Annotated in this window: 14 protein-coding genes; 10 read left to right on the forward strand and 4 right to left on the reverse strand. The window is 72.5% G+C overall.

Annotation, left to right across the window (positions count from 1 at the left end):
- Positions 1–80 precede the first annotated feature (80 nt).
- The 3 genes from BLW17_RS10265 to BLW17_RS10275 all read left to right on the forward strand — a co-directional run bounded on the left by BLW17_RS10265 (position 81) and on the right by BLW17_RS10275 (position 3,058).
- Positions 81–569, forward strand: coding sequence for an Lrp/AsnC family transcriptional regulator (locus BLW17_RS10265; RefSeq protein WP_036735982.1), 489 nt, complete (start codon positions 81–83; stop codon positions 567–569).
- Between the two features lie 241 nt (positions 570–810).
- Entirely contained in the window at positions 811–1,512 is a 702-nt protein-coding gene (locus BLW17_RS10270) for a CDP-alcohol phosphatidyltransferase family protein (RefSeq protein WP_036705434.1), read from the forward strand.
- A 70-nt stretch (positions 1,513–1,582) separates the two neighbouring features.
- Positions 1,583–3,058 carry an ABC transporter substrate-binding protein gene (locus BLW17_RS10275; protein WP_036735979.1) on the forward strand — a complete coding sequence of 492 codons (1,476 nt, stop codon included), beginning with the start codon at positions 1,583–1,585 and terminating at the stop codon, positions 3,056–3,058.
- Positions 3,059–3,244: 186 nt separating this feature from the next.
- Here BLW17_RS10275 and BLW17_RS18590 read toward each other — a convergent pair whose 3' ends face one another.
- From BLW17_RS18590 to BLW17_RS10290, 3 genes are all read right to left on the reverse strand, one after another.
- Positions 3,245–4,612 (reverse strand): lytic transglycosylase domain-containing protein, encoded by a 1,368-nt coding sequence (locus BLW17_RS18590; RefSeq protein ID WP_074826542.1) that lies wholly within the window; start codon positions 4,610–4,612, stop codon positions 3,245–3,247.
- Positions 4,613–4,994: 382 nt separating this feature from the next.
- Positions 4,995–5,909 carry a hypothetical protein gene (locus BLW17_RS10285; RefSeq protein WP_052176402.1) on the reverse strand — a complete coding sequence of 305 codons (915 nt, stop codon included), beginning with the start codon at positions 5,907–5,909 and terminating at the stop codon, positions 4,995–4,997.
- A 194-nt stretch (positions 5,910–6,103) separates the two neighbouring features.
- A complete protein-coding gene (locus BLW17_RS10290) occupies positions 6,104–6,907 on the reverse strand; it encodes a L,D-transpeptidase (RefSeq protein ID WP_074826545.1) in 804 nt (267 codons plus the stop codon).
- Positions 6,908–7,288: 381 nt separating this feature from the next.
- Between BLW17_RS10290 and BLW17_RS10295 the strand changes: the two genes are divergently transcribed.
- Positions 7,289–7,567, forward strand: a complete 279-nt coding sequence (locus BLW17_RS10295; protein ID WP_036705893.1) for a GlsB/YeaQ/YmgE family stress response membrane protein — start codon at positions 7,289–7,291, stop codon at positions 7,565–7,567.
- 56 nt (positions 7,568–7,623) lie between these two features.
- Here the strand turns inward: BLW17_RS10295 and BLW17_RS10300 are convergent, their stop codons facing one another.
- Positions 7,624–7,941 carry a hypothetical protein gene (locus BLW17_RS10300; protein WP_036733850.1) on the reverse strand — a complete coding sequence of 106 codons (318 nt, stop codon included), beginning with the start codon at positions 7,939–7,941 and terminating at the stop codon, positions 7,624–7,626.
- Positions 7,942–8,013: 72 nt separating this feature from the next.
- Between BLW17_RS10300 and BLW17_RS10305 the strand changes: the two genes are divergently transcribed.
- From BLW17_RS10305 to BLW17_RS10325, 6 genes are all read left to right on the forward strand, one after another.
- Positions 8,014–9,687 carry an MFS transporter gene (locus tag BLW17_RS10305; RefSeq protein WP_036733868.1) on the forward strand — a complete coding sequence of 558 codons (1,674 nt, stop codon included), beginning with the start codon at positions 8,014–8,016 and terminating at the stop codon, positions 9,685–9,687.
- Between the two features lie 33 nt (positions 9,688–9,720).
- Complete coding sequence (locus tag BLW17_RS17390; RefSeq protein WP_052176403.1) at positions 9,721–10,047, forward strand: hypothetical protein; 327 nt, start codon at positions 9,721–9,723, stop codon at positions 10,045–10,047.
- A 34-nt stretch (positions 10,048–10,081) separates the two neighbouring features.
- A complete protein-coding gene (locus BLW17_RS10310) occupies positions 10,082–10,450 on the forward strand; it encodes a helix-turn-helix domain-containing protein (RefSeq protein ID WP_052176404.1) in 369 nt (122 codons plus the stop codon).
- Positions 10,451–10,689: 239 nt separating this feature from the next.
- Positions 10,690–11,628 carry an ABC transporter permease gene (locus BLW17_RS10315; protein WP_036733853.1) on the forward strand — a complete coding sequence of 313 codons (939 nt, stop codon included), beginning with the start codon at positions 10,690–10,692 and terminating at the stop codon, positions 11,626–11,628.
- On the forward strand, positions 11,625–12,461 hold the full coding sequence (locus BLW17_RS10320; protein WP_036733855.1) for an ABC transporter permease: 837 nt from the start codon (positions 11,625–11,627) through the stop codon (positions 12,459–12,461). Before BLW17_RS10315 ends, BLW17_RS10320 begins: the two co-directional genes overlap by 4 nt.
- Positions 12,458–14,110 carry an ABC transporter ATP-binding protein gene (locus BLW17_RS10325; protein ID WP_081969141.1) on the forward strand — a complete coding sequence of 551 codons (1,653 nt, stop codon included), beginning with the start codon at positions 12,458–12,460 and terminating at the stop codon, positions 14,108–14,110. Before BLW17_RS10320 ends, BLW17_RS10325 begins: the two co-directional genes overlap by 4 nt.
- Positions 14,111–14,115 lie beyond the last annotated feature (5 nt).

Genomic DNA, 14,115 nt, shown 5'->3' on the forward strand with positions numbered 1-14,115 from the left:
CATGTTGCATTCCGCCAGTCTCCGGCGGAAATAAGACCGTCCCTCCCCCCGCCTCCCCCTCAATCGGAAAAATATTCCTCATGGCGCAGACGCCGCAAACGCCCGTCCGGCTGGACGACACTGACCGCAAGATACTCTCCCTTCTCCAGCAGGATTCGAGCCTGCCGCTGGAGGAGGTGGCGACCCGCATCGGCGCCTCGCGCACCCCGGTCTGGAACCGCATCCGGCGGATGCGCGAGCAGGGGGTGATCCGCGGGCAGGTGGCGCTGCTCGATGCCGAATCGCTCGGGCTCGAGGCGTGCTTCTTCGTGCTGATCCGCACGACCGAGCACGACGCCGACTGGGCCGCGCGCTTCCTCGCCGCGGTCCGCGCCCGCCCCGAGGTGATCGAGGCGCACCGGTTGGCCGGCGACATCGACTATATCCTCAAGGTGATGGTCAAGAACGCCCGCGCCTATGACCGCTTCTACCAGTCGCTGATCTCCGAGGTGCGGATCCAGAACGTCACCGCGCTGCTGTCGATGGAGGAGATGAAGGCCACCACCGCCCTGCCCATCCCCGAGGCGTGAGGGCCACCGGTCGCGGGGGCTCTGCCCCCCGCGTCCGTGCCGGACGCGTCCCCCGGGATATTTGGGTCAGAGGAGAAACTGGCCTGGGCCGCGCCCCTTATCGTGCGATGCCGCCCGCTCTCGAGGCGATGGGGGCCGCAGGAGGCAGCGCGCCGCGTCCCCTGCCCTCCGGTCGTCCCGGGGCGAGCGCCCCTCGTGCGGCCACGGTTGCGCGCCCGCACGGGCGGTGACACAAGGCGGGATGGATTTGCGTCTCAAGGCCCTTGGGGTTCATCTGTTCACGGCCACCGGGGCCGTCCTGTCGATGCTCGCACTGCTCGCCGCGGTCGACGGGAAATGGTCCACCATGTTCGCCTGGCTGATCGTGGCGCTGGTGGTGGACGGGCTCGACGGCCCGCTGGCGCGCCGCTACCGCGTCAAGGAGAACTGGCCGACGCATGACGGGGTGCTGATGGACCTCATCATCGACTACCTGACCTACGTGTTCATCCCGGCCTATGCGCTCTTCAAGTCGGGGCTGCTCAGCGGCTGGACCGGCTGGCTCTGCATCATCGCCATCGTCTACGGCTCGGTGATCTATTTCGCCGACACCCGGATGAAGACGGTGGACAACAGCTTCTCGGGCTTTCCGGCCTGCTGGAACATGGTGGTGCTGGTGCTCTTCGCGCTCAAGCCCTCGTTCTGGGTGATCGCCATCATCGTCGTGGCGCTGACCGTGGCGATGTTCCTGCCCGTCAAGTTCATCCACCCGGTGCGGACCGAGCGCTGGCGGGCCGTCTCGCTGCCGATGACCATCGCCTGGGTCGTCTCGGCCGGCTGGGCCATCGCGGTCGGGTTCCACCCGCAAAGCTGGGCGCTCTGGGGGCTGGTCGTCAGCTCGCTGTGGCTGATGCTGGCCGGGATCGCCCAGCAGATCATCCCGCCCCAGCGCCGCCGCGCTTGATCGGGCGCGCCCGCGCCGCCTAAGCTTCCCCCGCAGCGGGCGGCATCGTGCCGCCCCCCGGAGGGGACCGATGTTTCAACGTTTTCTGCTGACCACCGCGGCCGCCGTGGCGCTCATCTCGGGGCCGGCGCTTGCCGCGCAGGACGCCATCCGGCTGGGCATGGTACTCGAACCGCCGGGCCTCGACCCGACCGCCAACGCCGCCGCCGCCATCGACGAGATCACCTATGCCAACCTCTTCGAGGCGCTGACCCGCTTCGCCCCCGACGGCAGCATCGCCCCCGCCCTCGCCGAAAGCTGGGAGGCGAAGGAGGGCGGCAAGGTCTACGAGTTCAAGCTGCACGGCGGGGTCAAGTTTCACGACGGCGCGGACTTCGACGCCTCGGACGTGGTGTTCTCGCTCGACCGCGCGCGGGCGCCCGACTCGGTCAACGCGCAGAAGGCGCTGTTTGCCGACATCGAGGCGGTCGAGGCGGTGGCCCCCGACCTCGTGCGGGTGACGCTCAAGGCGCCGGACGCGGATTTCCCGTGGAAGATGGCCTGGGGCGACGCGGTGATGATGGACCCGGCCTCGGCGGCGGATGCGGCGACGAAGCCGGTCGGCACCGGGCCCTTCAAGCTGGGCGAGTGGACCCAGGGCGACCACGTCACGCTGACCGCCTTTGACGGCTACTGGGGCGAGAAACCGGCGCTGAAGACCGCGACGTTCCGCTTCATCGCCGATCCGACGGCGGCCTTCGCGGCGATGATGGCGGGGGACGTCGACGCCTTCCCGATCTATCCCGCGCCCGAGACGCTCGACCAGCTCAAGGCCGACCCGCGCTTCAAGGTGATCGTGGGCACGACCGAGGGCGAGACGATCCTGTCGATGAACAACCGCAATGCGCCGCTGGACAATCCCAAGGTGCGCGAGGCGATCGCGCTGGCCGTGGACCGGCAGGCGATCATCGACGGGGCGATGTTCGGCTATGGCACCCCGATCGGCAGCCACTTCGCCCCGCATCACCCGGACTACGTCGACCTGCTCGACCGCTCGCCGCATGACCCCGAGAAGGCGCGTGCGCTCCTGGCCGAGGCGGGGGTGTCGGGGCTGAAACTGCGCCTCGCCCTGCCGCCGCCGCCCTATGCCCGGCGCGGGGGCGAGATCGTCGCGGCGCAGCTGCGCGAGGTCGGGATCGAGACCCAGACCACCAACATGGAATGGGCCCAGTGGCTCGAGACGGTCTACAAGAACCACGATTTCGACCTGACCATCATCAGCCACGTCGAGCCGATGGACATCGGCATCTATGCCCGCGAAGGCTATTACATCGGCTATCAGAACCCCGCCTTCAACGCGCTGATGGAGAAGCTCAAGGCGGCGCTGGACCCGGCCGAGCGCAGCGCGATCCTGAAAGAGGCGCAGGAGATGTTGGCCGACGATCACCCGGTGGCGTTCCTCTTCCAGCTCGCCAAGACCGGCGTGGCCGATGCCCGGATCGAGGGCCTGTGGGAGAACGCGCCCTCGCCGGCCAACGACCTGACCAAGGTGCACTGGAAAGAGTGATCCCGGCGCCGCGCCTCGGGGCGCGGTCGCAGAATATGAGGCTGAAAGAAGATGGAGGCGGGCGGTGCCGGGGGGCGCCGCCCGTATCACATCGCGGAACCCCGGGGGCGCGGAGGAGGCCCGGGGCGCGTTCCGCGAACTGGAACGCGACGCGCAGGCGGTTGGGGGCGACAGGCGGCGCGTGCCTCAGTTCTTCAGCACGATGCAGCGGCCGCCGAGGGCGCGGAACTGGTTGCAGAAGGCGTTGGCCTCGCCGCGCGAGGAATAGCCGATCTGGGCCGTGTAGACCTTGCGCCCCGAGCCGGTCATCGTCTTACGCACGTAGCTCACCCGCTTGCCGCCGAGGATCGGGCGCAGTTGCCGGTTCAGCCGGCTCACCTGGCTCTGCGCCCCCGACTGCTTGGGGTGCGAGGCGAGGATCACGCCCCACGGCCACGCCCGCTGCTTGGTCGTGAACTCCTTGAGCGCGCGGTTGCCGGCGAGCTTGATGCAGGCCTCGCGGAAGGGCCGGTCCTTGTCGAGCCGCAGGTCGAGCGTCCCGGGCGGCTCGTCGCGCCATTTCCAGGCGTTGTGGCCGGTGATCGCCTCGACGTAGTCCTGCGTCTCGTAGGGCAGCACCTGTCCGCCGTTGTAGAAGCGCAGCGCCCGGGCCTCGCCGCCGTTATAGGCGACCGCGGCGAGCCCCATGTTGCCGAACCCGTCGATGAGGTAGCGCAGATAGTCGGCCGAGGCGTGGATGGCCTTGGCCGGGTTGAACGGGTCATCGAGCCGGCGGATGCGCGCCGTCTCGGGCATGAACTGGGCGATCCCCTGCGCGCCGACCGGCGAGACCGCCTCGGGCTCGAACATCGATTCCTTCCAGAGCAGGCGGGCGAGGAAGTTGGGGTCGAGCCGGTTCTCGGTCGCGGCCCGCTCGATCACCGTGCAGACGTCCGAGACGTAGGAGGCGACCTTGATGCAGCTCCGCCGGTCCGCCGTGCAGCGCTCGGTGCGGGTGTCGGCGGGCTGGTGCGGGCCGGCCATGGCGGGGGGCGGAGCGGGCGTGGTGGGGTCGGCGGGCGCCTCGGGCGCCGGATCGGCGGCGCGCGCCGGGGCGTTCGCCGCCGCGGCGGCGTCAGTGGGGGGCGCGGGGTCGGGTGACGCCTCGGCGGTGGCGGGCGGGAGCGTGTCGGTTGCGGGTGCGGGCGTGTCGGTCGCGGGTGCGGCAGCGGTTGCGGGTGCGGGCTCAGCAACGGGCGCGGGTGCGGCAGCGGTCGCGGGCGTGCCGGTCGCGGGTGCTGGCTCGGCAGCGGTCGCGGGTGCGGGCGCAGGCGCGGCGCCGGCCGCGCCGTCCTCCGGCGGCAGCCCGGGGTCCGGGCGGACCTCAGCCTGCGGCGCGGGAGGGGCGGTGTCTGGCGAGGCCGCGGGCGTGGGCGCTTCCTCGGCGGGGGTGGGCGCGGCTGCCCCGGGCGTCGGCGCGGCCGCTCCGGGCGTGGCGGGCACGAGCATCACCGAGCCGTCCGGCGCGGCGGCCACGCCTGCGGCCTCTGCCGCGAGCGGCAGGCCCAGCAGCATCGCCACGCCTATGCGGTATCGCCAGCCCACCCTGCCCCCAATCGCGGTTGTCCGCCTCTGAAATAGCAGACCGCCGGGGGCATGGGAACCGGCGGTTGGCGAAGCGCGGGTGTGGTGGGCGGCCGGGTGTCTCGGGCGAGGGCACCGCGGGCGACGGTGAGTCGCGGCAGCGCCGCCACCCAATCGCAGAGGCGAGCGTCCACGCCCCCCGCCACCGCGGGAGGCAGCTCGCAGGGAGCTTAAGACGCTCTCAATGGCGCCGCGTGCGAGGCGGGGCAATCCGCCCCGCCGGTGTGCGCTCAATCAGACAAGTCGCGGCGAGGCGACCAACGAACACCTGCGATGCGGCCCTCCGAGAAAGCCGCTCGCCCCCGCCCCCAACTCAGGCCTTGGACTTCCCGTCCTTGCCCTTGCCCTTCTTCTGCTTCTCGCCCTTGGCCTTGCCGGCCTTCTTCCCGGCCTTGGGCGCTTTCGCAGCCGCGCCCGCGTCCCCCTCGGCAAGGCGGGCGGCCTTGCGGGCGGCCTTTTCGGCGTCCTTGGCGCGTTTGCGCTCGGCCTTCTCTGCCTCCTTCACCCGCTTGCGCTCGGCCTTCTCGGCGGCCTTGCGCGCCTTGGCCTCGGCCTTGGCGTCGAGATCGTCGGCGCGCACCGCGGCGCTGTCGGCCTGCGGCGGGCGCGCCGGTTTCGGCGGCCGCACGTCGGCCGTGCGGGGGTCGGCCGGGCGCACCTCGGCGGCCGGGCGGGGCGTCGCGGCTGCGGCCGCCGCGCGGCCCCGGCCGCGGGTTGCGGCGGCGTCGCGGACGGCCGGGCGGCGCGCCGCCTGAGGGGCCGAGGGCTTGGCGGCCACAGGCTTTGCCGCTGCCTCGGCGGGGGCCGGTGCCGGACCTGAATCGGCCTTGGCCGCGCCCGCGTTGCGCCCCCGGGCCCGGGGCGTCTCGGCTGCGGCGCCCTCGGCGCGCGGCGCGTCGGTCGCCTCAGCCTTCCGCACCGGCTTGCGCCCCGCAGCCTGCGCCGCCTTGCCGGCACCCGGCCGGCCGCGCCGCTCGGCCGGGGCGGGGCTGCCGCCCTCGGACGCCGCGAGCCGCTTCTTCGCCTCGCCCTTGACGCGCCGCAGCGCCGCCGCGATCGCCCGCGCCGCCTCGGGGTCGGCGCCCGCCTCGGCGCTGGCGGCGTCGAGCTTGCGCATCAGGCCGGTCAGCGTGCGGTCGGCGTGCCGCGACAGCGCCGGCTCGCGCGTGCGGTCGATCAGCTTTGCCACGTCAACGGGGGGTTTGGCGGTCGAGGGGGGATTGGCCATGGTCCATACCTTTCACGCGCCGATCCGGCGCAGGCTGTCACGCGCCGATCCGGCGCACAGGATCGCGCCCCGGATCAGGGCGGCAGGATGGCCGGAATCAACCCGCACGCCGCCGCAAATGCAAGACGCCCGGCGATGGCTCGCCGGGCGTCCGTTGCGTTCGTTCGGTGCCTCAGCGCCCGATCAGCGCCCGATCAGCGCCAGGCGGCGGGCACGGCGCTTTCCACGACCGGCACGCCGGCGGGCGACATCGCCACGACCGGGGCAGCGGCGGCGGGCTCGAGATACCCGTCCGGCGTCTCGACCAGCGGGCCTTCCAGCGCGCGCGATTCCGCGGCCGTGCGGACCTTGACGCGGGTGCCGGTCGGCACGCGGTCGAACAGGTCAATGATGTCCTGGTTGAACAGCCGGATGCAGCCGGCCGAGGTCGCCTTGCCGATCGACGAGGGGTCCATCGTGCCGTGGATCCGGTACAGCGTGTCGCGGCTGCCCTGGTACAGGTACAGCGCGCGCGAGCCCAGCGGGTTGTCCAGACCGCCGGCCTTGCCGTCCTTCACCGGGCCGTACAGATCCGGCTCGGTCGCGACCATGTTGGCGGTGGGGGTCCAGGACGGCCAGCGGGCCTTGCGGCCGACGGTGGCGGTGCCCGAAAAGCCCAGGCCCGCCTTGCCCACGGCGATGCCGACGCGGGTGGCGGTGCCGCCCGGCTCGACGAGATACAGGAAGCGCGCGTAGGGATCGACGACGATGCTGCCGGCCGGATCGGGCCCGTTGTAGGGCACCTGGGCGCGGACGTTGCGGTCGCGCAGGTAGGCGGGCTTGATCGCCGCGATCGGCAGCGGCTCACCGCCGGGGCCGGTATCGGTGCGGGCCTGATAGATCGCCGGCGTGACGGCCGGGGTGGCGGGGGTGGCGGGGGCGACCTGCGCGGCCGGGTCGGGGCCGCAGGCGGCCAGACCGAGCACGGCAGCGAGCAGGACGGCAGAGGCGATGCGCATCGCGAGATCCTCATGATTCGGGACGGCCCTCGGCGGCGGACCGCGGTGGGCAGTGAGGTGGCAGCTCACATCGGGCGAATCGCGCGCAAGCACGGCGCGCAGCCCGACGACAGGACGTCCCCATAGGCGGCGCAGGGGCGGAAAGGTCAAGGCAAACCGCCGCACGGGCGGCCTGCGGACGCGGGTTTGCGTTGCAAGAATGTCGCGCGCGCAGGATTTTTACCGGCCGTGATCTGTGGCCCTGATGTCACAACCCGCAGAGTTCCCGAGGCCATCACGTCGAAAAGACCCCATCGGCGGAACCCTGCCGGTTTTCATGGGGTTGTGCCGCCGTCTCCGCCAATGACGGCGGTCAGGAACTGCGCTTCGAAAGGGAATCCCATGGGTCTCATCATCGCCATCATCATCGGCGCCATCGCGGGCTGGCTCGCCGGCCAGATCGTCAAGGGCCACGGCCAGGGCACGCTGATGAACATCATCGTCGGCGTCGTCGGCGCGGTCATCGCCTCGCTGCTCTTCCCGGCCCTCGGCTGGAACCTCGGCGCGGCCCCCGCCACCGGCAACACCGTGGCCGGCACCAACATCCTCGGCTCGATCGTGTTCGCCACCATCGGCGCCGTGATCCTGCTGCTGGTGCTGCGCCTCTTCAACCGGAACTGATCGGCGCCTTGCGCTGAGCAGACAGCGGCCCCGCCCAGCGCGGGGCCGTTTTCGTTTTACCCCGCCGCCTGCCGGCGGATGACCGCCCCCAGATCGAGCGCCTCGCCCGCGCCCAGTCCACCGCTGCCGTCGTGCCCGACGACCCGCTCCCCGCGGTCCAACGCGCCCGCAGCCTGAGCCCCATCCCCGACCGCCCGCACCTCCGTCGCCGTGACCAGCAGCACCGTGCCGCCGGGCAGCCCCGCGCCGCCGTAATGCGCCACCAGCGCCGGGTCGCGCAGCACCACCACCTCGGCGCCGCGGCCGTCCATGATCGCCCTCAGCGCCATCTGCCGGGTCCGCAGCACGGCCGTGTCGGTGTCGGGCTCGTCCATCTCGCTCTCCCCCCTGCCGGGCCTGTTGCCCCACGCGCCGGGGCGGGTCAGAGTGCCGGGCGAGCGCCGATGATGTCCAGACCCGCACCGCCCCCCTTGCGCGATCCCGCCCCGCCTGCGTCGTCCTCGGCGCTGGCGCCGTTCCGGCACGCGGCCTTCCGCAACCTCTGGGCCGCGACGCTGGTGTCGAACTTCGGCGGGCTGGTGCAGGCGGTGGGCGCGGCGTGGATGATGACGCAGCTCACCGACAGCGCCACGCTGGTGGCGCTGGTGCAGGCGTCGAACACCCTGCCGATCATGCTGTTCGCGCTGCTCTCGGGCGCGCTCGCCGACATCTTCGAGCGCAAGCGGCTGCTGCTCGCGGCGCTGGCGATCATGGCGGGGGTGTCGCTGTTGCTGGCCGTGGTGGCGTGGCGGGGCTGGCTCGACCCCTATTCGCTGCTGGCGCTGACCTTCCTGATCGGCGTCGGGCAGGCGCTCTACAACCCGCCGTGGCAGGCGAGCATGGGCGACCTCGTCCCCCGCGCCGACCTGCCGGCGGCGGTGACGCTGAACTCGGTCGGGTTCAACCTGATGCGCTCGGTCGGGCCGGCGGCCGGGGGGCTGATCGTCGCGGCCTGGGGCGCGGCGGCGGCCTTTGCGGTCAACGCCGCCAGCTATCTGCCGCTGATCGTGGCGATGCTGCGCTGGCGCCCCCCGGTGCGCGAGCGCGCCTATGCGCCCGAGCCGCTCGGCCCCGCAGTGGCGGCAGGGCTGCGCTACGTGGTGCTGTCCCCGAACCTGATGCGGGTGCTGGCGCGCGGCGCGCTCTTCGGGTTTTCCGCCGTCGCGGTGCTGGCGCTGCTGCCGCTGATCGCCAAGAGCCATCCCGAGGGCGGGTCGCTGATGCTGGGGCTGCTGCTCGGCTGCTACGGCTTCGGCGCCATCCTGGGCGCGGCCGCCAACCCGCGGCTGCGCGAGCGGATGAACAACGAGAACGTGGTCCGGCTGGCGTTCCTCGGCTTTGCCGTGGCCTGCGCCACGCTGGCCCTGACCGACAACGTCTGGCTGCAGGGGCTCGCGCTCTTGCCCGCCGGGGCCTCGTGGGTGCTGGCGCTGTCGCTCTTCAACGTCACCGTGCAGCTTTCGACCCCGCGCTGGGTCGTGGCGCGGGCGCTGGCGCTCTATCAGACCGCGACCTTCGGCGGGATGGCTGCGGGGGCCTGGGTCTGGGGGATGGTCGCGGGCGCGCAGGGCGTCTCGCAGGCGATGCTGTGGGCGGCCGCGCTGCTGGTCGCCGGGGCGGTGATCGGGCGCTGGTTCAGCCAGCCCGAGTTCGGCAAGCTCGACCTCGACCCCGCCAACCGTTTCCGCGAGCCGGCGCTGGCGCTCGACCTGCGGGGACGCTCGGGGCCGATCATGGTGATGGTGGATTACGTCATCGCCCACGCTGACACGGCCGAGTTCCTGCGCCTGATGGCGCGGCGCCGCGCGATCCGGCGCCGCGACGGTGCGCGGAACTGGGCGCTTCTGCGCGACCTCGAGAACCCCGACCACTGGAGCGAATCCTATCACATCGCCACCTGGGACGAGTACGTCCGCCACAACCTGCGCCGCACCAAGTCGGACGCCGAGGTGACGCTGGCCCTGAGGGCGCTGCATCAGGGCGAGGGCGACCCCAGCGTCCACCGGATGATCGAGCGCCACAGCGTCACCCCCGCCGACGACCTGCCGCTGCTGGGCAAGATCAACGTCCCCGGCGCGTGAGGGGGATGTCCGGGCGTTGAAACGGGTGCGCCGATGGAGTATGTGAATGGCGTGGGTCTGGCCTTCGACTACGAGGCCACCGAGGGGTCCATCGCCACGGCGAGCTTTGTGCTCGACGGGCTCGAGATCCGGGTGATGGCGGACCTGCGGCAGCACGGCCAGACGCTGCGGCTGGCCGGGGTTCACGTGGACGCGGTGGGGCGCAGCCTCACGCGGTCCGATATGCGACGCATCGCCGAGGCGGTGATGGAGGTGTTCGGCTATGACGGCGTTGTCGTTGAAGGAGCGGTTCGAACGACTGGGCGCGGCGCGGGCCGTCGTCCCAAACCGCTCCGGTTCGCCCGTCGAGGCGGCGCTTGAACCCAATGACCGGCGCATCGACATCTTCGCTGCGGTGCCGGCGCTGGTCGAGGCGGGGTTGACCATGCTTCAGGCCAAGCGGCTGGTCGAAAAGGTGATGTATGAGGGACCAGCCCACGCCACCCTGCCGGCGGTGGCCGATCTGGACGCCACCACCCGCACGCTGGCCGCTGCCGGGCTGGCGCTGACCCCCACCGCCCCGCCCGAGACGGTGGACGTGGCCGCGCTGCGCAGCGGGCTGAACCTCACGCAGACCGAGTTCGCGCTACGCTACGGGCTGGACGTCAAGACCCTGCGCAAATGGGAAACCGGCCGCTCGCGCCCGGAGAAGGCGGTGCGCAGCTACCTCAGCCTCATCGCCCGCGACCCCGAGGGCGTGCTGCGGATCGCCGGGCAACGATGACCGCGGGCGGCGCGCCGCAGGCCCCGGCGCCGGACCGAGGGCTGTCTGCCCCCGGACCCCCGAGGATATTTGTCTCCAGCCCGAGGCGCGAGCTGCGGCCATGAGCCTCGGGCTGGACCGAAGTATCCCGGGGTGAGCCGCGCGCGCCCCGCGCGCGGCGAGGGGCAGAGCCCCTCTCTGCGGCGGCCATCGGCGCATGGCGCTGGACCTGACGCCGGACGCCGCCTAGCGTCCGTGCCATGTCGCCGATCCTCCGCCGCCTGCTCTCGCTGATCCTCAGCCTCGCTGTCGCCTCGGCGGTGATCTTTGCCGTGGTCGATCTGGTCCCCGGCGACCCGGCGAGTTTCATGCTCGGCACCGGCGCCCAGCCCGACACGGTGGCGGCGCTGCGCGAACAGATGGGGCTCGACCTGCCGTGGCCGGTCCGCTACGCGCGCTGGCTCGGCGGGGTGCTGACGGGCGATCTGGGCACCAGCCTCGCCTACAAGACGCCGGTGGCGGGGATAATCCTCGCCCGGGTGCAGGTCTCGCTGCCGCTGGCACTGATGGCGCTGGGGCTGGCGGTGGCGGTGGCGTTCCCGGTCGGGATGCTGGCCGCCCGCAAGCGCGGCGGGCCGGCGGACGCGGCGGTGATGGGGGCCACGCAGCTTGGCATCGCGCTGCCGAACTTCTGGTTCGCCATGCTGCTGGTGCTGGTCTTCGCGGTGAAGCTGCGCTGGCTGCCGGCCGGCGGCTTCCCCGGCTGGTCGCACCCCGGCGCGGCGCTGAAGTCGCTCATCCTGCCGGCCATCGCGCTGGCCCTGCCGCAGGCGGCGATCCTCGCCCGCGTGCTGCGCTCGGCGCTGATCGAGACGCTGGGGCAGGACTACATCCGCTCGGCTCGCGCAAAGGGCCTGTCGCGCGGGCAGGCGCTCAGGCGCCACGCCCTGAGGAACGCGCTGATCCCGGTGCTGACCATCCTCGGGATGCAGTTCTCGTTCCTCATGGCCGGCGCGATCATCATCGAGAACGTGTTCTACCTGCCCGGCCTCGGGCGGCTGATCTTCCAGGCCATCACCCAGCGCGATCTGGTGGTGGTGCAGTCGGCGGTGCTGGTGCTGGTCGCGGCGGTGATCCTCGTCACCTTCCTCGTCGATCTGGCCTATGCGGCCGTCGACCCGCGGCTGAGGCGGCGATGACGCGCCGCCTGGGCCTTATCCTTGGACTGGCGCTGACCGCGCTGGCGCTTGGGGCGGCGCTGCTGTCGTGGGTGTGGACGCCCTATGGCGTCACCGGCATCAGCATCGCCGACAAGCTCAAGCCGCCCTCGGCGGCGCACCCGTTCGGGACTGACCATTTCGGCCGCGACATCCTGTCGATGGTGATGGTGGGGGCGCGCACCTCGCTCGCCGTGGCGCTGGTCGCGGTGGGGATCGGCGTGCTGGTCGGGGTGCCGCTGGGCCTGATCGCCGCCGCCCGCCGCGGCGGGTGGCTGGACGAGGCGATCATGCGCGGCAACGACCTGATCTTCGCCTTCCCCTCGCTGGTGATCGCCATCCTGATCACCGCGGCGCTCGGACCCTCGGCGGTCAACGCCATCCTCGCCATCGGGATCTTCAACATCCCCGTCTTCGCCCGCGTCACCCGGGCGGGGGCGATGCCCTTGTGGACGCTCGACTACATCCGCGCGGCGCAGGTGGCGGGCAAGGGGCGGGCGCGCATCAGCCTCGAGCATATCCTGCCCAACATCGCCAACCTGCTGATCGTGCAGGGCACCATCCAGTTCAGCCTCGGCATCCTCGCCGAGGCGGGGCTGAGCTACGTCGGCCTCGGCGCGCAGCCGCCGACGCCGAGCTGGGGGCGGATGCTGGCCGAGGCGCAGACGCTGGTCACGGTGGCCCCGCACGTCGCCATCGCCCCGGGCCTCGCCATCGTCGGCACGGTGCTGGGGCTGAACCTGCTGGGCGACGCGCTGCGCGATGCGCTCGACCCGCGGCTGCGGCTGCGGTCCACCGGGCTGGGGGTGGCATGATCTCGGTCCGCGACCTCGGCGTGACCATCGGCGGGCACCGGGTGCTCGAGGGGGTGACGCTCGACCTCGCCCCCGGCCGCGTCACCGGGCTGGTGGGCGAGAGCGGGTCGGGCAAGTCGATGACCGCGCTGGCGGTGATCGGCCTCTTGCCCGAGGGGGCCGCCGCGACCGGCGAGGTCGTGCTGGACGGCACCAACTTGCTGACCCTGCCCGAGCGGGCGCTGAACGACCTGCGCGGCCGCCGCATCGGGATGATCTTTCAGGAACCGATGACGGCGCTCAACCCGCTGATGACCATCGGCGACCAGGTGGCCGAGGTGCTGACCCGGCATCACGGCATGGGCCGGGCCGAGGCGCTGGCGGTGGCGCGGGCGCGGCTCGACCGGGTGGGGCTGGCGGCGCCGCGGTTCCCGCTGACGCTCTATCCGCACGAGCTGTCCGGCGGGCAGCGGCAGCGGGTGGCGATCGCCATGGCCATCGCCGACGCCCCCGACCTGCTCATCGCGGATGAGCCGACCACGGCGCTGGACGTGACCACGCAGGCACAGATCCTCGACCTGCTGGCCGGGCTGGTGCGCGACGAGGGCATGGCGCTCATGCTCATCACCCACGACCTCGCGGTGGTGGCGGGGGTGGCCGACCGCGTGGCGGTGATGCAATCCGGCCGGATCGTCGAGCAGGGCGAGACCGAGGCGCTGTTCCGCACCCAAAGCCACCCCTACACCCGCGCCCTCTTCGCCGCCGCGCGCCACCAGCCGCCGCGGGTGACGGTCGCGCCCGACGACACCCCGATCCTGCGGGTCGAGGGCGCGGTGCGCGCCTACCGCCTGCCCCGCCCGCGGATCGGCGCGCCGCATGGGGTGCTGCGCGCGGTGGACGGGGTCTCGCTCAGCGTCGCGGACGGCGAGTCGGTGGGGCTCGTGGGCGAGTCCGGCTGCGGCAAGTCCACGCTGACCCGCGCCATCCTCGGGCTCGACCCGCTGCAGGGCGGCCGCATCCTGTTGGACGGCGCGCCGGTCACGGCGCGGATGCCGCGCGCGCTGAGGGCCAAGGTGCAGGTGGTGTTCCAGGACCCCTATGGCAGCTTCGACCCGCGCTGGCGGGTGGACCGGCTGGTGGCCGAGCCCTTCCACCTGACCGGCCGCCCCCGCAACTGGCGCGACCGCGTGGCCGAGGCGCTGGCCGAGGTCGGCATCCCCGCCGAGGCCATGTCCCGCCACATCCACCAGTTCTCGGGCGGGCAGCGCCAGCGCATCGCCATCGCCCGGGCGCTCATCATCCGCCCCCGGCTGGTGATCCTCGACGAGGCGGTGAGCGCGCTCGACGTGCAGGTGCGGGCGCAGGTGCTCGACCTGCTGGCGCGGCTCAGGGCGTCGCACGGGATGGCGTGGCTGTTCATCAGCCACGACCTGTCGGTGGTGCGCCGGATCACCGACCGGGTGTTGGTGATGGAGAAGGGGCGGATCGTTGAGGACGGCCCGACCGAGGCGATCCTGACCGCTCCCCGCCACCCCTATACCCGGCGGCTGGTGGCCGCGACGCCGCGGATTCCCGCCGACTGGACGCCCCCCGACGATGCGGGCCCCGCCGCCGCCATTCCCCCCTTGCAGGCGGCCCCGCCTGCCCTAACTCTGCCTGAACAGAGGTGAGGAGC

It is taken from the genome of Paracoccus sanguinis (genome assembly GCF_900106665.1).
Classification (GTDB): Bacteria; Pseudomonadota; Alphaproteobacteria; order Rhodobacterales; family Rhodobacteraceae; genus Paracoccus; species Paracoccus panacisoli.